The organism is Ochrobactrum sp. PL_is501 (assembly GCF_055816895.1).
The window spans coordinates 165,886-185,156 of the sequence record NZ_JBVPGR010000037.1; the positions used below are offsets into that span (position 1 = coordinate 165,886).

Genomic DNA, 19,271 nt, shown 5'->3' on the forward strand with positions numbered 1-19,271 from the left:
ATAAACGAAAAACTTGCGATGAGCGGAGACTGCGTTTCCCCTACACTCCGCGTCATCACGTGGGTGGTACAGTAGTTGAATTTTTCTGGCTTGGGAATGTTTGTTCGAATTGCGGGAAATATATGATCCCCAGGCAAAACAGTGCAAAAAAGTCCAATTTGCGCTGTTTCGGTGTACCAATGCTTGTGCTGCTCGCCAATTAAAGCATTCTGCGAATCGGATATACCCAGACATATTGGCTGCGCCGCGCCACGCGGCAGCTGAATTGCGCAGAAAAGTGCATTCGAGAAAATCGGATATGCGGATGATTGAAATGACGTCCTGGCTGATCGAAAAAACAAATGGCTTGCAGCAGCCATTTGATACCCAGCCACGCAACATGAAAGGGCAACTGGCTTGATGTCGCGACAGACGGACAACGCCTATCCGAAACCCCTTGTAATGCCAAAGCGCAACCGCAGCGGAGCCCTTCGACTGCTGATCGTCGGCGTCCTCCTGACTGTCGCAGCAATCGCCTATTTTCTGTTTCGCGATCAAGTTGGAGATGGATTTGCTCTTGTCCTTATGGGCATTCTGTCCATGGTTGGCGTCTTTTATCTCTTCGGCGCGGCAACAGGCCTGATCCAGTTCAGCCAGAAGAACGGCGAGCAGGATCTCGCTCATTCCTTCATGGATTCGCAGCCGGAAGGAACGGTCATTTCCGATGCGCGGGGGCAGATCGTTTACGCCAATCAGGCTTATGCAGTGATGACCGGCGTTGCGAATGCGGAAGGCGTTCGCTCGCTCGATAATGTGCTGACGGCAGAACCGGCGGCATCGGATGCCATTTATCGCCTGACCAATGCAGTTCGCGATGGCCTGTCGGCACAGGAAGAAGTGCGTCTTTCCGGCGGTCTTTCCCGAGAAGGGCATGGTTCGCTGGCACCAGTCTGGTATCGCATCAAGGCGCGCCCCATCGAGGCGGGACAGGAGTTTAAAAGTCCGCTCGTCGCCTGGCAGATTGCGGATATTTCCGACGAGCGTGCGGAGCAGGAGCGTTTCTTTCAGGAACTTCAGGAAGCCATCAATCATCTGGACCACGCGCCAGCCGGCTTTTTCTCCGCTGATCCTTCGGGCCGGATCATCTACCTCAATGCGACGCTTGCCGAATGGCTTGGCGTTGATCTGACCCAGTTCACGCCCGGATCACTGACGCTCAACGATATCGTGGCGGGCAGTGGAATGGCGCTCATCAAGGCGGTGAAAGCCGAACCGGGTACAAGCCGCAACACGGTCATCGATCTCGACCTCATCAAGCGCAACGGACAGAGCCTCGCCGTTCGCTTCTATCACCGTGTTCAGGCTGCACGCGATGGTACACGCGGGACGAGCCGCACCATCGTTCTGGATCGTGCGGAGGGTGAAGATTCGTCAATGGCGCTGCGCTCCGCCGAAGTGCGCTTCACGCGGTTCTTCAATTCGGCTCCGATGGCCATCGCGGCAGTTGATGCGGGCGGGCATATTTTGCGCACCAATGCACGCTTCCTCGATATTTTCGCGCCCGTTGTCGATCGCGATGCGATTGACGGCAATGCGAAACTTGAAATCGTCGTGCATGAACGCGACCGCGAAACTTTCAACAGGGCGCTGGCTGCCGCCTTTGCAGGGCAAGCCAGCATTTCCCCCGTCGATACGGTGTTGCCGGGCAATGAAGAGCGGCACATCCGCTTTTATATGAGCCCCGTTACCGACCTGGGTGGCGAGCGCGCCGAAGAGGCGGCGATTATCTCCGCCGTCGAGACGACCGAGCAGAAAGCTCTCGAAAACCAGATGGCGCAAAGCCAGAAGATGCAGGCTGTCGGTCAGCTCGCAGGCGGTATTGCGCATGACTTCAACAATGTCTTGACTGCGATCATCATGTCGTCGGACCTTCTGTTGACCAATCATCGTGCGTCCGATCCGTCTTTCCCGGACATCATGAACATTAAGCAGAACGCCAATCGCGCCGCCTCTCTTGTGCGCCAGTTGCTGGCGTTCTCGCGCCGTCAGACGTTGCGTCCGGAAGTCCTCGACCTGACTGACGTTCTGGCCGATCTGCGCATGCTTCTCGCGCGCCTGGTGGGCAAGGATATCGAGCTGAAGATCGATCACGGACGCGATCTGTGGCCGGTCAAGGCCGATCTCGGACAGTTCGAACAGGTTGCCGTCAATCTGGCGGTCAACGCGCGCGATGCCATGCCGGAGGGCGGTGAAATCACGCTTCGTACCCGCAACGTGCCGATGCAGGAAGCTGCAAAGCTTCAATATCGCGATCTGCCGGAAGCGGATTATGTTGTGTTTGAAGTCGAAGACACCGGCACAGGCATACCCGCAGACGTGCTTGAAAAGATTTTTGAGCCATTCTTCACGACGAAGGAAGTAGGCAAGGGCACTGGCCTCGGTTTGTCGATGGTCTATGGTATCATCAAGCAGACCGGCGGCTTCATCTATTGTGATTCCGAAGTCGGAAAAGGCACGACCTTCAAGATATTCCTGCCGCGCCTCATCGAGGAAAAGCGCGCCGACGATGCGCCTGTCGTCGTGAAGGAAAAGAAGGTCGAGAAAGCAACCGATCTTTCCGGTTCCGCAACAGTGCTTCTTGTGGAAGACGAGGATGCAGTCCGCATGGGCGGGGTACGCGCGCTCCAGTCGCGGGGTTACACGGTCCACGAAGCGGCTTCCGGCGTCGAAGCGCTTGAGGTGATGGCTGAACTTGGCGGCGAGGTCGATATTGTTGTGTCGGATGTGGTCATGCCCGAAATGGATGGCCCGACGCTTCTGCGCGAGTTGCGCAAGACGCATCCGGACATCAAGTTCATTTTCGTGTCGGGCTATGCGGAGGACGCTTTTGCACGCAATCTTCCAGCCGATGCAAAATTCGGATTCCTGCCGAAGCCCTTTTCGCTCAAGCAGTTGGCCACTACAGTTAAGGAAATGCTGGAGAAGCAGGATTAATGCTTCGACGAGGCTTCGATCATAATGCCTGAGGGCGATATTGCTATTCTCGGCGGCGGCCCGTCTGGCCTGATGGCTGCCGAAAGACTGTCGGTGCGGGGATACCGTGTGACGGTGTACGAGCAGATGCCCACGATTGGCCGCAAGTTCCTGCTTGCGGGCAAATCTGGCCTCAATATTACGCATTCGGAGTGTTTTGCGGCTTTCGCAAAGCGCTTCGGCGCCAGTAGTGATCGGCTTCTTCCAGCATTGACTGTTTTCGGTCCGACGGAATTGCGAGCCTGGGCCGATAGTTTGGATGCCGATACTTTTGTGGGGTCATCCGGTCGCGTTTTTCCCAAAGCAATGAAGGCGTCGCCACTTCTGCGGGGCTGGGGAAAACGTCTTGAAGAACAGGGCGTTCGGATACTCAAACGGCATCGCTGGGTTGGTTTCAAGGGCAACGACCTTCTGATCGAGACCCCGGATGGCGTTGAGGCGATTGCATGTGACGCCGCGCTTTTTGCTTTTGGCGGTGGAAGCTGGCCGAAACTCGGCTCGAATGGACACTGGATCGACGAATTTCGACACAAATCAATCGACATCGCGCCTTTCCGCCCTGCCAATTGCGGTTTTGATGTTGCCTGGAGCGATTTCTTTGCTGAACGCTTTGCCGGGGAGCCTGTGAAGTCCGTTACCGCGACATCCGATGCAGGTACGATACAGGGCGAGTTCGTCATTACGCGCGGTGGAATCGAAGGAAGTCTCGTTTATGCGCATTCCGCAGCACTGCGCGACAGCTTGGAAGAAAACGGGAGGGTGTCTTTAACGCTCGATCTTGTTCCGGGGCGAAGCCTGGAGCGGCTGGAAAACGATATTGCCCGGCAGGATGCGAAGCTCAGCTTTGGCAATCTCTTACGCAAGAGCGCTGGCCTGACAGGTGTGAAAGCGGCCCTCGTGACGGAATTCACGCGTAACAAGAATCCGAAAGAGCTGGCCCGTGCGATCAAAGCGCTTTCGGTACCGCTTCTTCGTCCGCGCCCGCTTAGTGAGGCGATTTCATCGGCAGGTGGTATTCGCTGGCACGAAATCGACGAAAATTACATGCTTCCAAAGCTGCCCGGCATCTTCGTCGCTGGCGAAATGATTGATTGGGAAGCTCCGACGGGCGGTTATCTGCTGACAGCCTGTTTCGCGATGGGGCGCGCTGCAGCCGATGGAATTGATGCATGGATCAAGGCCAGAAATACGCGTAACCCGAGTTAAGTCAACGCGATCTTGACCGACCGCAGGCTAATGGCATTGAATGCATGTCGTCCGGGAAGGGAAAGCGCGCACTATGTCAGACACGCAGTCCGACGATCAACAAGCTGGTGAGCTCCATGTCAAGGTCGCCCGCAAGGTCGACATCGTGGTTATTGGAGCAGGGCAGGCCGGGCTTTCTTCGGCCTATCATCTGAACAAGCTCGGACTGGACGGCGAGCGGCAATTCGTGGTTCTCGATAAGGCTCCAGGACCGGGCGGAGCATGGCAGTTTCGCTGGCCATCGCTGACGCTCAGAACCGCGAATGCCATTCACAATCTCCCCGGCATGAAGTTGGAGGACGTTGTCGAACCAACCAATGGCGAGGTGCGGGCATCGGTCGCCGTCCCGCAATATTATCGCGCATATGAGGAAGCGTTCGATCTTCCCGTGCACCGGCCCGTCAATGTCAAGGTCGTTTGCGATCGCGGCGAACGGCTTCGCGTGGAAACGGATCAGGGCAACTATTCCGCACGGGGGATCATCAACGCAACAGGCACCTGGGAATCCCCTTACATCCCATCTTATCCGGGGGCAGAGCTGTTCAAGGGACAACAGCTTCACACGCGCGATTATCAGTCGGCGGACGTCTTCAAGGGCAAACGTGTTCTGGTTGTTGGCGCGGGTATTTCTGCTGTGCAGCTTCTGGATGAGATATCGCGCGTGACTGAAACCGTGTGGGTTACACGCAAAGAGCCCGCTTTCCGTGAGGGACCATTTACACCGGAACTCGGTCGTGCCGCCGTCGCCTTGGTTGAAGAGCGTGTGCGTCGAGGTCTGCCGCCGGGATCAGTTGTTTCGGTAACAGGTCTGCCGTTGACGCCCGCAATCGAAGCGGCCCGCGCTCGCGGCGTGCTGGACCGACTGCCGATGTTCAGCGAAATCACCGAAACGGGCGTTCGTTGGGAAGACGGAACCGAACAATCCTTCGACGTGATTTTGTGGTGTACTGGATTTCGCAGTTCGCTGGATCATCTGGCGCCGTTGCAGTTGCGCAATCTTGAAGGCGGGATTCTCATGACCGGACGTCTGGCGACACAGGTGGCTGCCGATCCCCGGGTTCATCTGGTTGGCTATGGTCCGTCAGCTTCGACCATCGGGGCAAACCGGGCCGGAGGCGCTGCTGCCCGGGAGTTGGCAAGCTATCTTGGCTTGGTATGATCTGATGCAACGATTATGTGCGAGGGGCGGCATGAAGCGCATCTTGAAGTTTGTCGGTGGTCTTCTGCTTGCCATCGTGTTGGTTGCAATGCTCTGGCTTTCGATTCGACCGCCTGAATTGCTGCGCGTTGGCACCGGTTACGCCGCCAAGATCATCTGTTCGAATGTTTTCATTGCTGGCCGGGATGCCGAGACCGTAATGGCAGACGATGTCCAGGCGCCGGGGCATCCGCTGCTGCGATTTTTGAATGTTTCCGTCGACAAGAATAGCAACAGCGTGACGGTGCGGATTTTCGGCTTTTTCGCACCGAGCACCGCTACCTATCGGCAGGCACTTGGATGCGCGAATATTCAGCAGGATGACTTGCGGCCAGAACTTCCAACCGGGCCGCAAGTGCCCGCGGAACCTCTCCAAGTTCAGGCCGATCCGGCAGTGCAGACCGTGATCGAGGATCAGGCTCTGGCTGGCCCCGGCATGCGGGCGATAGCTGTTATCCGCGATGGCAAACTGATCGCCGAGAATTATGGTGCGGGTTTTAGCGCCGATACGCCTTTGCTCGGCTGGTCAATGACCAAATCCGTCATGGCGACACTGATCGGCATGCGCATTGCCGAAGGACGTATGGCGATGGAAAGCACCGGCCTGCTGCCGGAATGGAAAAGCGATGATCGGGCAAAGATTTCGCTTGCCAATCTGATGGCGATGGCCAGCGGCCTGCGCTTCGATGAAGACTATGGCACTGTGGCAGATGTCACGCGCATGCTCTATCTGGAGCCGGATATGGCCGGCTTTGCTGCATCCTTGCCGCTGGAGGCAATGCCTGGCACGAAGTTCAACTATTCAAGCGGAACCGCCAACATCTTGTCAAAGCTCTTCATGGATAGTTTCGACAGCCGTGAAGAAGCTCTCATTTATCCGCGGCTGGCGCTTTTCGGCCCGCTAGGGATGCGCAGTACCATTCTGGAGGCGGATCAGACCGGTATTTTTGCCGGTTCCTCCTATATGTACGCGACGGCGCGTGATTGGGCCCGCATTGGTGCGTTTCTCGCGGATGACGGAAAGCTCTACGGAAGACAGGTTCTGCCTGTCGACTATGTTTCGTTCATGCGGAAGCCCACGCCAGAGTCGGAAGGACGTTATGGTTCGGCGCAGGTCTGGTTGCAGCTCGGCGGTGTGAAAGCAGGTGAGAACGGTATTCCGGAAGATGCATTTTGGATGTCCGGGCATGACGGGCAAAGTGTCATGGTCGTTCCTTCGATGCATCTTGCGGTGGTTCGTCTCGGCCTGACGCCATCACGGTCGGGCTACAACGTCCAAAAGCTGAACGCCAAGATTATTGAGGCTGTCCAACAGGAGCGTTGATCGTCAGTTTGCGGAAATCATTGCCGCTCGGATTCTGGAACGCGCTAAGGCCAAATTCCGGCATCACCGCATAGAGGTGATCGAAAATATCCGACTGGATCTGCTCGAAGGACGCCCAGACAGTTGTGTTCGCGAAACAGTAAATTTCGAGCGGCAATCCGTCGGGCGTCGGGTCCATCTGACGCACGAGTAGGGTCATTGCCTTGTGCACGCCGGGATGATTGCGCAGGTAGTTTTCCACATAGGCGCGGAACGTGCCGATGTTGGTCACCTGCCGTCGATTGACAGGATTCCTGGCGCGATCGCCAAGCCTTTCGTTCCATTCGGCGATTTCCCTTGCTTTCTTCGGCAGGTAATCAGCGAGCCAGTCGACCGATGCGAGTTTTGTCTGTTCCTCATCCGACAGAAAGCGGATCGTATTCTGATCTATGTAAAGCGCGCGCTTGATCCGTCGCCCGCCGGATTCCTGCATGCCGCGATAATTCTTCATCGGCTCGGTGATGAGCTTGCGGATCGGAATGGTGGTGATCGTCTTGTCGAAATTCTGCACCTTGACGGTATAGAGCGCGATCTCCGTAACGTCACCATTGGCGTCGAGGTTTTTCATTTCGATCCAGTCGCCGACACGAACCATGTTGGACGAAGCGATCTGCATACTGGCGACGAGCGAAAGCAACGTATCCTGGAAAACGAGGATCAGCACTGCCGCCATGGCGCCAACGCCTGAAAGAAGGATAACTGGGGATTTGTCCAGCAATGTCGCAATGATAAGTACCGTCGCGACTATATAGACCGCCAGCTTGGCGACCTGAATATAGCCCTTCATGGGGCGGAATCGCGCCTCCGGGCGACGGTGATAGAGCGTATCGACAAGCCCGAACACCGAATTAACCGCCAGTGCCAGCGTCAATATGATGAAGGCTATCGCGACATTTCGAATGACGGTGATACCACCTTCCGGCAGCCCGGGCACAGCCATGATCCCGGATGAAATGATCAAAGCGGGAACAATATTGGCAAGCCGGCTGATGACACCGTGCTTTTTAAGCTCTTCATCCTGTCCAAAAGATGTTTTCTGGACAATACGATCCAGAAGTTTCAATAGGATCGCTTTGATGAGAAAATTTGCAATAAATGCTGAAAGGAATAATCCGCCGAGAGCAGCAAGCGTTTCCGCCCAAGGATAAGCGATCAGGAATTCCGACAATATTCTTTCCCGTTAAATGGTTTGATGCGGACTTTTATTGTTGCGTAGCGTGGTTGCGTGCTGAATTCAACCATAGGGGTGCGTTTTGCTCACGCGAAAACCCCGGCTGGAGCGCCGGGGATTTGGTTTTAGCCTGTTATGGCGGAATTTGTCGGCTTCTTACTGTGCAGGGGGTGGTGATGCTGGTGCGGGCGTTGTGCCATTTGCAGGCGCCTCCGTGGCCGGAGCGTTCGTCTCGGTTGCAGCAGACGGGTCGGCTACGCCATCGGCAAAGAACTTCGAACGGTCAAAGGCCGGTGCGTCATTCAATTGCTGCTTGTTGGCCTTGATGACCAACCATGTTTTTCCGTCACTGCGCGTGGCGAGTTGCAGTTGGTCAGGGCTGACCGCCACATCTTTTTCACCGACGCCAAGGAAACCGCCTACACCGATGACAGCTGCTTCGATCTGCCCATCAGGGCTGGCGATCAGGTCATTCAGCTTGCCGACCGATTGGGCGTCCGGTGCATCGCTTTCATAGACGCTTTGCCCGATGAATGAGGAGACAAGGAGTTGGCCTTCCTTGGGTTCCACAAAGCCAACCTTGCCGGTTTCTCCGGTCATAGGCTTGCCGAACATGTCCTTGGATGAAACCGGCATGTCTTGCGTGGTTGCAGGGGCTTCCGCCGGAGCAGGCGAAGGAGCTGTTGTTTGGGCGAGAGCCGATCCCCCAATCAGCAATGCACAGGTCGTTGTCAGAAGTGTAGTTTTAAACATAACTATCTCCTTGATACGTTCCGGTTACATTATCCGAACGCTGAAATAGTCACTTCGTTCCAAAATTCATTCCAATTCAGTGGCCGTTACAGTTCTGATTATGGGGGAAGATCTTTCCTCTGCTACCATTTGACAAACCAAAAGCCCGCGCGAGGCGGGCTTTCAGTATTGCTGGTTTTACCGGCGATTGAGCTTTAGCTGCAGCCGCTCGTTGCGCCGCAGGTGTCGCACTTCAGGCAAGTGCCGTTACGCACCATGGTGAAGTTCTGGCACTCGGTGCAGCTGTCGCCCGTATAGCCCTGCATCATTGACTTGATGCGGCGGTCGGCTTCCAGCTTCTTGGCGGCACTGGCGGTTTCGGCACGGGCCGAAGCGGCGTCTGCGGCAGCCTTGTCCGAGAACAGTTCGGTTGCCGATGCGCTCTCCTGCTGTTGCGCCGGTGCAGGCTGTTCCTCAAACTCACGCTTGAAGGCCGTTGCGCCATCCGTGACCAAGCCGATTGTTGCCGGGCGATTGCCCGCCGGAGCGGATGCTTTCAAGGTGGTGACGTTGGAAGCCTGCGGCGCGGAGCTCGTCGATCCTTTGGCTTCGTTAGACGAGTTCGTCACCAGAGTAGGCTTGTAACCGCGCGTCCACCCGGTGGAAACCAGATTGGTCTTGCCTTCCTTGATGCCCTTGCCGAGCGCCGTATTGCCGAAATCGCTGGTATCGACATGGGCGAGGTCGTTGCGTCCGAGATAGGACACAGCCAGTTCGCGGAAGACATAATCGATGATCGACGTCGCGGTCTTGATGGCATCGTTGCCGATAACCATGCCAGCCGGTTCGAATTTCGTGAAGGTGAAAGCCTCCACATATTCTTCCAGCGGCACGCCATATTGCAGGCCGAGCGATACGGCAATGGCGAAGTTGTTCATCATTGCGCGGAAGGCGGCACCTTCCTTGTGCATGTCGATGAAGATTTCGCCGAGGCGCCCGTCACCAAATTCGCCCGTGCGCAGATAGACCTTGTGTCCGCCGACGACTGCCTTCTGGGTATAACCCTGACGGCGGTTCGGAAGCTTCTCACGTTCATGGACGATCTTCTCGACAACCTTCTCAACGATGCGCTCGGTAACCTGAACAGCACGAGCGGCTGCCGGTGCTTCAATCAGCGCCTCGATGGCATCGTCTTCGTCCTCATCATCTGCAATCAGAGATGCATTGAGTGGCTGGGACAGCTTCGAACCATCGCGATAAAGCGCGTTAGCCTTAAGTGCCAACTTCCAGGACAGCATATATGCGTCCTTGCAATCCTCGACGGTCGCATCGTTGGGCATGTTGATCGTCTTGGAGATTGCGCCGGAAATGAAAGGCTGGGCAGCAGCCATCATACGGATATGGCTATCCACCGACAGGTAACGCTTGCCAATCTTGCCGCACGGGTTGGCGCAATCGAATACGGCGTAATGCTCTTCCTTCAGGAACGGTGCGCCTTCCAGCGTCATCGCGCCGCAAACATGGATATTGGCGGCTTCGATTTCCTTGCGGGTGAAGCCCAGGGCAGGCAGCATTTCGAAGGAGAAATCGTTGAGCTGCTCATCCGTGAACTTCAGCACGTCCTTGCAGAAATCTTCGCCCAGTGTCCACTTGTTGAAAGCGAACTTGATGTCGAAGGCGCTCTTGAGTGCGGCATTCAGTGCTTCGATTTTTTCATCGGTGAAGCCCTTGGACTTCAACGAGGCCGGATTGACGCTCGGTGCCTGATTGATATTGCCATGACCGACAGCATAAGCTTCGATTTCGGCGATCTGGCTTTCCGAGTATCCGAGCGTACGCAGCGCTTCCGGCACGGCACGATTGATGATCTTGAAATAGCCGCCGCCAGCAAGCTTTTTGAATTTCACCAGAGCGAAGTCGGGTTCGATGCCGGTTGTGTCGCAATCCATGACGAGGCCGATCGTGCCGGTTGGCGCGATAACTGTTGCCTGTGCATTGCGGTAGCCATGTTTTTCGCCGAGTTCCAGCGCCTTGTCCCAGGCCGCACGGGCATGGAGGATCATATCCTGATCCGGGCAATCTTCGGCAATCAGCGCGACCGGGTTGACGGCAAGGCCTTCATAACCCTGCGTTTCACCATGTGCGGCGCGGCGATGGTTGCGGATAACGCGCAGCATGTGCTGGGCGTTCGGCTCATAGCTCGGGAAGGTTCCGAGTTCCTTCGCCATTTCGGCGGAGGTGGCATAGGCCACGCCGGTCATGATCGCCGTCAGCGCGCCGCAAATAGCGCGACCTTCATCGGAGTCATAAGGAATGCCGGAAGTCATCAGCAGGCCGCCGATATTGGCGTAGCCGAGGCCGAGCGTGCGGTATTCATAAGAGAGGCGGGCGATTTCCTTCGACGGGAATTGCGCCATCATCACCGAGATTTCGAGAACGATGGTCCACAGGCGCGCCGTGTGCTCGTAAGCCGCAATGTCGAACGAACCGTCCTTGTTGCGATAGGTGAGCAGGTTGATCGACGCCAGATTGCAGGCCGTATCATCAAGGAACATATATTCCGAGCACGGATTGGAGGCGCGGATCGGACCAGCCGTCGGGCAGGTGTGCCAGTCGTTCATGGTCGTGTTGTAATGCAGGCCCGGATCGGCGGAAGCCCATGCGGCATAGCCGATCTTTTCCCACAGGTCGCGCGCCTTCAGCGTCTTCATGACGCGACCGTCGCGACGCGCCGTCAGGTTCCAGTCGCCATCGTTTTCCACGGCGCGCAGGAATTCATCCTTGAGCGAAACGGAGTTATTCGAATTCTGGCCCGAAACCGTGAGATAGGCTTCCGAATCCCAATCCGTGTCGTAGGTCTTGAACTGAATGTCAGTATAGCCCTGACGCGCAAACTGGATCACGCGCTTCACGTAGTTTTCAGGAACCTGGTTCTTCTTCGCGGCCTTGATCTCGCGCTTCAGGGCAGGGTTCTTCGCCGGGTCGAAGCAATCGTCCCGAGTGGCTTCAGAGCCGGCTTCGCAGTTGACGCAAGCTTTCATGATCGCGGTCAGATGCTGCTTGACGATTTTTGAACCGGTGACGAGCGAAGCGACCTTCTGCTCTTCCTTCACCTTCCAGTCGATATATTCCTCGATATCCGGATGGTCGATGTCCACGACCACCATCTTGGCAGCGCGGCGCGTCGTGCCACCGGACTTGATCGCGCCCGCAGCGCGGTCGCCGATCTTGAGGAAGCTCATAAGGCCGGAAGACTTGCCGCCGCCAGAAAGCTTTTCGCCTTCGCCGCGCAGATAGGAGAAGTTGGAGCCTGTGCCTGAACCGTATTTGAACAGTCGCGCTTCACGCACCCACAGGTCCATGATGCCGCCTTCATTGACGAGATCGTCGCCAACCGACTGGATGAAGCAGGCATGCGGCTGCGGATGTTCGTAAGCGGACTTGGACTTGGTCAGCTTGCCGGTCTGCCAGTCGACATAGAAATGGCCCTGGCCGGGACCATCGATGCCGTAGGCCCAATGCAGGCCGGTGTTGAACCATTGTGGGCTGTTCGGTGCCACGCGCTGCGTTGCAAGCATATAGGCAAGCTCGTCACGGAAGGCGAGGGCGTCTTCCTCCGCATCGAAATAGCCGCCCTTCCAGCCCCAGTAGGTCCAGGTGCCAGCGAGACGGTCGAACACCTGGCAGGCATCCATTTCGGAGCCATAGCGTTCGCCTTCTGGCAGCTTGGAGAGCGCGTCCTCGTCGGCGACGGAGCGCCAGAGCCATGAGGGAACGTCGTTCTCTTCGACCTTCTTCAGCTGCGCGGGGACGCCAGCCTTGCGGAAATACTTCTGTGCGAGAATATCAGCGGCTACCTGGCTGAACTGCGCAGGTACATTGATGTTTTCAAGGCGGAACACAACGGACCCATCGGGATTCTTGATCTCGCTGGTCGCAGTCCGGAACGCGATGTCCGCATAGGCCGACTGATTCTCTTTCGTGAAACGGCGTTCGATCTTCATCTGTCCCATCCAAACGTTCTATATATAGTAGCTCTAGTGACGGTTTTCAGCCACGGCCTGTCTGTATCGCGTCTCTGTCAAAACAGCTCCTCTACGGGGAGGAGCGCCTTGTTGGGGAGAAAACTCCCATAAATCCGCTTCCGCCTCATCGGAACTCGTGAAAAAGGGCCTCAGGAAGCTTGCTCGCAACCTTGCTGGCACTATCACGATCACAAATCAGCAGAACGAGAAATACCTTATCTTGTAACCAGCATGAGCGCAAATACTAAATCTAGTGTTAATGCGGTTTTTGCTCGATGCTGCATCAGCTTCCTCAGAGAAGAATGCACCCAGAATTTGGGCGCAAAAAAGCACCGAGCGAAAACCGCGCTTTCAAAGCGCAACGCCCGTTCGATACTCAACTTGACCGAAAAAAAGACCGGCAGATTACAACGCCCGATCACGCCACTTACGCAACGATAGCATCATAAAAAACGACTCGGCTGTGAGCGTCAAGCAATGGTTTGCGATAACGCTCCGGCATCTAGATATTGTGCGTAACCGGTTGGGGCAAATGTGGATAACGGGGAGAAGCGACGCTTTTGCGAACCAAGCCGGCTATATGATTCAAGAAGAAGAGCCGCTTGCTATCAGCGCTATCTGCAACAAGTCCGCCGGCTTGCCGTGTTCGGTGAGGAATTCCCTGCGAAAGCGCCCATATGTGAAATATGTCACCAGCGAGGCCAGGTCGGAGCTGCTTATTCGGCGGCGGCAGCGATGCCCGAATCACCAAATTGATTCAATATTTGCTTCAACTCCGTCTCTTCGACGCGCTTTGCTGCTTCCTGCGGAGAAACCCATTCGCAAATGCGCTGATCCCGTTCGGGCCAGTCTTTTTCCTGGCTGGTGAACTGCACGGCAAATACAGCTGCCGTGAACTGATTTATCCGTTCTGGCGGAAGGTCCGTCTTGCAGTAGCAGAAACTGCCGATTGGCTCGGGAGAAACTTCGCCGCGAATACCAGCTTCTTCATAGGCTTCACGGAGTGCTGTCTCAGCGAGCGTCCGGCCAACTTGCGGCCAGCCCTTGGGTATGATCCAGCGGCCTGTACCGCGGCTCGTGATGACGAGAACCTTGAGAGCTCCCATGTCGCGACGATGAACAAGTGCTGCAACCTGCTGCAAACGGCCTGAAGGCGTAAGAATACGCTTTTCGGTTGCAATCAGTTGTTTTACCTGCGATTTCACCGCGAAAATCCCCTCTTTTCTTACAGAATGATCCGATTCGTCAAAATAACAACTGATTAGTTCGGCAACGGACCTTTGAAAATTTTTCAAAAAATCTTTTATTTTAAAGGCATTACTGAAATTGCGCGGTGGGTTGGCGACCCTGGAAAGGCACTGTGCCCTCTATCTGCGTTATTTGAAGGCACTTTCTATAAGGTGCGATTGCGGCGGAAATATCGCCGCAATCACATTCGTTTATTTTCGTTTCGTAGCGTTCCGATACGACACGCATGAAAGCCGCCGGTTCCAACGGAAGCGGCTTCGAAAAGGTTTAAGCATCAGTCCGCTTGGGTTCTAGCCGCGCTTTCCGCCTGCAATCGGTTCCTGATATGTGAAGCCCATGTCCCACGGGAAGTAAATCCACGTGTCCTGCGATACTTCCGTTACAAAAGTATCGATCAGGGGGCGGCCTTTCGGCTTGGCGTAGACCGTTGCAAAATGGGCCTTTGGCATCATTTCGCGCACAATGGCTGCGGTCTTGCCGGTGTCGGTCAGATCGTCAACGACGATGACGCCTTCGCCGCCATTTTCCAGAAGCGTTTCGCTCACGCCCTTCAGAATCTGCATGTCGCCCTGCGACGTGTAGTCATGGTAAGAGGCGATGCAAACGGTTTCGATGAGGCGAATGCCGAGTTCGCGGCAAACGATGGCCGCCGGAACGAGACCGCCGCGTGTGATCGCGACAATGGCGTGCCAATCGCGATTCATGCCGGCAATCCGCCAGGCGAGGGCGCGGGCATCGCGGTGGAACTGATCCCAGGAAACGGGAAAGGCTTTATCTGGCAAGGACATCGAAACGCTCCGTGGAACGATCCGGAGTTTGTGCTCCGGACCTTTAAAAACCAAAAATGCGCTATGACGGGTTGCCAAGCGCTGTAACTGTCAGGATCTGCAGCTCTTCTTCATCCGCACCCATTCCGGTGGGCGGCGGGAGAGGAAAAGGCTCTCCACCCGGCACAGTCAGCGCCGGGTGATGCTGATAACCGCAAAAATGGTGTTCTTGCAAGCGTGTCGTGTCATCTGACGCCAGTTGTCGGCTGGCTGCCGGATCAAACTGGCTTTAGTCGTGGCTTTTAACGCGAGAAAAGCGTGAGAATGGGTAATTCGTTCAGCATGGATCGCGTCACGCCGCCAAAAACCAATTCGCGCAGCCGGGAGTGGCTGTAGGCTCCCATGACAAGAAGGTCAGCGCGCGCGGAAATGATATGTTCCCGCAATGCGTCCTGCGCATAGCGTCCGTTGGATGCGATTGCGGCCGGCGTTATGTTAATGCCATGTCGCGAAATCGACTCCGCGATATCGTCGCTCGCCAAAGCCTGATTCTCGCCTTCGATTTCCGGCGGATCTACCCAGACGATTTCCGTTCTGTCCGCATGCTTCATTAAAGGGAGGGCATCAAATGCCGCGCGGGCTGCTTCACGCTTGCCGTTAAAGGCGACCACGATGTGATCGAGCGAAACCATCGGCAGAACCGGCGCATAGGGAACAAGAATAACCGGGCAGCTGGAATTGAAAACAATCGTATCTGCTGTTTCGTCATTCGTGGCTGGATCGTCGGGATCAGGCTGACCGGCGACCAGCAATTCCGCTCCCAGACACGCGGTGAGTACGCCATCAGCAGCCGTGCCGGTTTCAGAACGGGTAATACGGTATTCGCAATTGATGCCCTGACGGCGCATTTCCTCTTCAAAAATGCGTTTCAGCCTTTCGGAAAGTTCTTTGTGCTGCTTGTCATGCAGCTCGAACATTCCGGGATCGATGAAGCCGTTCGGGTCGGCGTAAACGATGGGTGAAGGAATGGAGTAAAGCCCGATGACGTGAATATCGGGCACTTTCTGCTTCAAAAGTCCAACGGCAGACATGACCCGCTTCAACTCGGATTCACTGCGAGAATAGGCAACCACCGTCTTGTAGGACATGACCGAACTCCTTCCGGCTGTGTGTTTTTATTTTAGCATAGAATGCAACGAGTTGCGCGGGTAAAAGGTTGCAGAGGATTAAGCTGCCCCCTCAGTCTCCAGCGATGCGATCATTTTCTCGATGGCCTGGATCGCCATATCTATTTTTTGCGGATCACTCCCGCGGACGACCAGCTCAGTGCTGAAACGCCCGTTCTCGAATTTCGGATAGGAACCGATGATGGTTTCCGGGTTTTCCTTCTGGATTTCGGTCAAGGGGGTGCCGATGACACCCTCGCCAAAAGGACAATGGACCGATCTCGACAGAAGCTTGCGACCAGTCTTCAATGTAGGCAGCACATTGTCGAGCATCGCCTGAAAAACGGATGGCACGCCGGCCATCACATACACATTGCCGATATGAAAACCGGGGGCGGCGGAGATAGGGTTCGCTATATGCTCCGAGCCTTGCGGCATACGCGCCATACGCTTGCGTGAGTCCGTGAACTCCAGCCCGCGTTTCGCATAATTGTCGCCAAGCAACTTCATGGCTTTTTCGTCGTAGATGCACGGCACGCCAAAGGCGGCAGACACCGCGTCGGCGGTGATGTCATCATGGGTCGGGCCTATTCCGCCAGACGTGAAGACGTAATCATAGTGTGGCCGCAGTGCATTGAGGGCGGTTACGATGGCGATCTCGTCGTCCGGAACGATCCGCACTTCCTTAAGATCAATGCCAGCTGCAGTCAGGACATCAGCAAGATGCCCGATATTCTTGTCCTTGGTGCGTCCTGAGAGAAGCTCGTCGCCAATTGCGAGCATGGCTGCCTTGACGGTTTGCTGCGGATTGTCGGTCATATTCAGACTCCATTTCTGGCATCAGTTAAGCGCCAGCAAGACAAGGCTGCAACTGCTTTATTTCGGCGTTTCATTCGTTTGGGAGAAGTTGCGCCTTCCCAAAAAGGGACGCTCCCCTAATTGAGACTGTCGAGGTTGGGCCTCACAAAACGGGATATGGAGACGTCACATGGTTAAGGTGCTGGTGCTATATTATTCGGCCTACGGCCATATGGAGAAAATGGCCAAGGCTGCGGCAGAAGGGGCGCGGGAAGGCGGCGCGGAGGTTACTCTCAAGCGTGTGCCCGAACTGGTTCCGCCTGATGTCGCGAAGGCGTCGCACTATAAGGTGGATCAGGATGCCCCCATCGCCACGCCAGCTGAACTGGCGGATTACGATGCGATCATCATTGGCACCGCAACTCGCTATGGGATGATGGCGGCCCAGATGAAGAATTTTCTCGACCAGACTGGCGGGCTTTGGGCTAAGGGGGCCCTTATCAACAAGGTTGGATCGGTGATGGTATCAACAGCGACGCAACACGGTGGCGCAGAACTGGCACTGATTTCCACACAATGGCAGATGCAGCATCACGGCATGATCATCGTTCCGCTTTCCTATGCCTATCAGGGGCAGATGGGCAACGATGTGGTGCGCGGCGGCGCGCCCTACGGGATGACAACTACTGCCGATGGCGACGGTTCGCGTCAGCCGTCGGAACAGGAACTCGACGGTGCCCGGTTCCAGGGGAAACGCGTTGCCGAAATTACCGCGAAATTGTACGGCTGATGGAATCAGCGCCAACCAAGAGCCGCCGGTAAAACGGCGGCTTACTTATGCGGAAATCGGTGGTGCGGTCGGCGGGACTTGAACCCGCAAGCCTAAAAGGCGACGGATTTTAAGTCCGTTGCGTATACCAATTTCGCCACGACCGCAGCAATTGCCATTGTCTATGTCATGATTTGCATCACGAATTCAAGCCGCAAAGCCTGCTAACATCAACAGTTAGCATTGCTGAATATATGCGCACTCCAATTCGTTGATTTAGCAACCTGACGCCCTTCAACCTTGTCTGCGTTGTCAAAGCCATGTAGCGGTGGTCAAAATCCAGTTGGAAATGCAGAAAGTCGAATAATGACCGCCTTTGTCAAATCCGTATCCGAGGCCGAAAAGGCAATGCGTGCGCTGTTTCCCGAAACGCCGCTGCAACTCAACGACTATTTGTCGCGGAAATACGGCGCGGAGATTTGGCTCAAGCGCGAAGACCTGACGCCCGTCCGCTCCTACAAGATACGCGGCGCCTTCAATTTCATTTCCAAGGCCGTCGAAACGACCGACAAGAATGCGGTGTTTGTGTGCGCTTCCGCAGGCAATCATGCACAGGGCTTTGCATTCGTCTGCCGTCATTTCGGTCGTAAGGGCGTGGTTTTCATGCCGGTGACGACGCCGCAGCAGAAAATTGACAAAACGCGTGCTTTTGGCGGCGAGTTTATCGAAATCAGGCTGGTGGGCGATATTTTTGACGTTTGCTATGCCGCCTCGCAGGAGTTTGCCGCAAGCCATAAGGGCGTGATGGTGCCGCCTTTCGATCATCCCGGTATAGTCGAAGGACAGGCAACGGTAGCGCTGGAAATCGAACGGCAATTGCCTGACGACAGGAAGCCTGATTTTATCCTGTTGCCCGTCGGGGGCGGGGGACTTTCCGGCGGCGTCACGCACTATGTTTCCGATCTCGGCTGGAAGACGAGTTTCCGCTTTATCGAGCCACAGGGCGCGGCGAGCCTGAAAGGAAGCCTTGAAGCGGGCAAGCGTATCAAGCTCTCGCAGGTCGATACTTTTGTCGATGGCGCGGCTGTTGCCGAGATCGGCAAGGAAAACTTCAAGCTGCTCAAAGGGTTTGATCCGAAAACTGTCATAACAGTTCCGGAAAACCGGCTTTGTGCGACGATCATCGAGATGCTGAATATCGAGGGCGTGGTGCTTGAACCCGCTGGCGCACTCGGCATCGATGCGCTCAAGGATTTCAAGAAGAGCGATATAAAGGGCAAGCGGATCGTCATTGTTGTTTCGGGCGGCAATTTCGATTTCGAGCGCCTGCCCGATGTGCGCGAGCGTGCGCTTCGTTTCGAAGGACTGAAGAAATATTTCATCTTCCGCTTTCCGCAGAGGCCTGGCGCGCTTCGTTCGTTCCTCGATCTTCTGGGGCCCGAGGATGATATTGCGCGTTTCGAATATCTGAAGAAATCGGCGCGCAATTTCGGCTCGGTACTGATCGGTATCGAAACGAAGAACGCGTCGAACTTCAAGCTTCTGGAAAAGAAGTTCGCCGAAGCGGGCTGGGCCTATCAGGACATTACGGACAATCAGGTGCTTGCTGACTTCATCATCTGATTTTGGTGGCTTAAGCAAAATCAGTTGCTTTTTCGGCGAAAACACCCCATATGCCGCGTCAGGCGCATGGGCCGACGTGTTCGTCGGCTTTCCCGGCATTGGACTTGTTGCGTCTCGCCTCTGTTTTTCGGAATGGTCCGAAAGCGGGGAGACC

The 19,271-nt window shown here is 55.7% G+C and carries 14 protein-coding genes and 1 tRNA gene; 7 read left to right on the forward strand and 8 right to left on the reverse strand.

Annotated features, from left to right (window positions below):
- The first annotated feature begins 235 nt into the window (after positions 1–235).
- From AC0TOF_RS16715 to AC0TOF_RS16735, 5 genes are all read left to right on the forward strand, one after another.
- The gene (locus tag AC0TOF_RS16715; RefSeq protein WP_473769064.1) at positions 236–400 is read left to right on the forward strand and encodes a hypothetical protein; all 165 of its coding nucleotides are present in this window, start codon (positions 236–238) and stop codon (positions 398–400) included.
- Entirely contained in the window at positions 400–2,973 is a 2,574-nt protein-coding gene (gene cckA / locus AC0TOF_RS16720) for a cell cycle histidine kinase CckA (RefSeq protein ID WP_473769065.1), read from the forward strand. The genes AC0TOF_RS16715 and cckA overlap by 1 nt, the downstream gene beginning before the upstream one ends.
- Before the next feature lie 24 nt (positions 2,974–2,997).
- Positions 2,998–4,218, forward strand: a complete 1,221-nt coding sequence (locus AC0TOF_RS16725) for a TIGR03862 family flavoprotein (RefSeq protein ID WP_473769066.1) — start codon at positions 2,998–3,000, stop codon at positions 4,216–4,218.
- A 73-nt stretch (positions 4,219–4,291) separates the two neighbouring features.
- The gene (locus tag AC0TOF_RS16730; protein ID WP_473769067.1) at positions 4,292–5,416 is read left to right on the forward strand and encodes an NAD(P)-binding domain-containing protein; all 1,125 of its coding nucleotides are present in this window, start codon (positions 4,292–4,294) and stop codon (positions 5,414–5,416) included.
- 31 nt (positions 5,417–5,447) lie between these two features.
- Positions 5,448–6,779, forward strand: a complete 1,332-nt coding sequence (locus AC0TOF_RS16735) for a serine hydrolase domain-containing protein (protein WP_473769068.1) — start codon at positions 5,448–5,450, stop codon at positions 6,777–6,779.
- On the opposite strand, the gene AC0TOF_RS16740 is transcribed toward AC0TOF_RS16735, so the two are convergent.
- From AC0TOF_RS16740 to AC0TOF_RS16770, 7 genes are all read right to left on the reverse strand, one after another.
- A complete protein-coding gene (locus AC0TOF_RS16740; protein ID WP_473769069.1) occupies positions 6,751–7,986 on the reverse strand; it encodes a mechanosensitive ion channel family protein in 1,236 nt (411 codons plus the stop codon). The two genes, AC0TOF_RS16735 and AC0TOF_RS16740, sit on opposite strands and share 29 nt — an antisense overlap.
- Positions 7,987–8,145: 159 nt before the next feature.
- Positions 8,146–8,742, reverse strand: coding sequence for a PRC-barrel domain-containing protein (locus tag AC0TOF_RS16745; protein WP_122001716.1), 597 nt, complete (start codon positions 8,740–8,742; stop codon positions 8,146–8,148).
- A 194-nt stretch (positions 8,743–8,936) separates the two neighbouring features.
- On the reverse strand, positions 8,937–12,725 hold the full coding sequence (locus AC0TOF_RS16750) for a vitamin B12-dependent ribonucleotide reductase (protein WP_473769070.1): 3,789 nt from the start codon (positions 12,723–12,725) through the stop codon (positions 8,937–8,939).
- Between the two features lie 737 nt (positions 12,726–13,462).
- A complete protein-coding gene (locus tag AC0TOF_RS16755; protein ID WP_473769138.1) occupies positions 13,463–13,951 on the reverse strand; it encodes an NUDIX hydrolase in 489 nt (162 codons plus the stop codon).
- 333 nt (positions 13,952–14,284) lie between these two features.
- Positions 14,285–14,782, reverse strand: coding sequence for a xanthine phosphoribosyltransferase (gpt, locus tag AC0TOF_RS16760; RefSeq protein WP_006470476.1), 498 nt, complete (start codon positions 14,780–14,782; stop codon positions 14,285–14,287).
- Positions 14,783–15,063: 281 nt separating this feature from the next.
- A complete protein-coding gene (locus tag AC0TOF_RS16765; RefSeq protein ID WP_473769071.1) occupies positions 15,064–15,909 on the reverse strand; it encodes a universal stress protein in 846 nt (281 codons plus the stop codon).
- Between the two features lie 78 nt (positions 15,910–15,987).
- Complete coding sequence (locus tag AC0TOF_RS16770) at positions 15,988–16,746, reverse strand: competence/damage-inducible protein A (protein WP_473769072.1); 759 nt, start codon at positions 16,744–16,746, stop codon at positions 15,988–15,990.
- 169 nt (positions 16,747–16,915) lie between these two features.
- On the opposite strand from AC0TOF_RS16770, the gene wrbA reads away from it, so the two are divergent.
- Positions 16,916–17,515, forward strand: a complete 600-nt coding sequence (gene wrbA / locus AC0TOF_RS16775) for an NAD(P)H:quinone oxidoreductase type IV (protein ID WP_473769073.1) — start codon at positions 16,916–16,918, stop codon at positions 17,513–17,515.
- Positions 17,516–17,575: 60 nt separating this feature from the next.
- Here wrbA and AC0TOF_RS16780 read toward each other — a convergent pair.
- A tRNA-Leu gene (locus tag AC0TOF_RS16780) sits at positions 17,576–17,661 on the reverse strand.
- Between the two features lie 196 nt (positions 17,662–17,857).
- Here AC0TOF_RS16780 and ilvA point away from each other — a divergent pair.
- Complete coding sequence (gene ilvA / locus AC0TOF_RS16785) at positions 17,858–19,117, forward strand: threonine ammonia-lyase IlvA (RefSeq protein WP_473769139.1); 1,260 nt, start codon at positions 17,858–17,860, stop codon at positions 19,115–19,117.
- Positions 19,118–19,271: the final 154 nt, after the last annotated feature.

Coding starts and splice junctions, on each gene's coding strand:
- AC0TOF_RS16725 (WP_473769066.1), top strand. CDS start 2,998: ATGCCTGAGGGCGATATTGCTATTCTCGGCGGCGGCCCGTCTGGCCTG.
- gpt (WP_006470476.1), bottom strand. CDS start 14,782: ATGTCCTTGCCAGATAAAGCCTTTCCCGTTTCCTGGGATCAGTTCCAC.
- AC0TOF_RS16770 (WP_473769072.1), bottom strand. CDS start 16,746: ATGACCGACAATCCGCAGCAAACCGTCAAGGCAGCCATGCTCGCAATT.
- AC0TOF_RS16735 (WP_473769068.1), top strand. CDS start 5,448: ATGAAGCGCATCTTGAAGTTTGTCGGTGGTCTTCTGCTTGCCATCGTG.
- wrbA (WP_473769073.1), top strand. CDS start 16,916: ATGGTTAAGGTGCTGGTGCTATATTATTCGGCCTACGGCCATATGGAG.
- AC0TOF_RS16745 (WP_122001716.1), bottom strand. CDS start 8,742: ATGTTTAAAACTACACTTCTGACAACGACCTGTGCATTGCTGATTGGG.
- AC0TOF_RS16765 (WP_473769071.1), bottom strand. CDS start 15,909: ATGTCCTACAAGACGGTGGTTGCCTATTCTCGCAGTGAATCCGAGTTG.
- AC0TOF_RS16730 (WP_473769067.1), top strand. CDS start 4,292: ATGTCAGACACGCAGTCCGACGATCAACAAGCTGGTGAGCTCCATGTC.
- cckA (WP_473769065.1), top strand. CDS start 400: ATGTCGCGACAGACGGACAACGCCTATCCGAAACCCCTTGTAATGCCA.
- AC0TOF_RS16750 (WP_473769070.1), bottom strand. CDS start 12,725: ATGAAGATCGAACGCCGTTTCACGAAAGAGAATCAGTCGGCCTATGCG.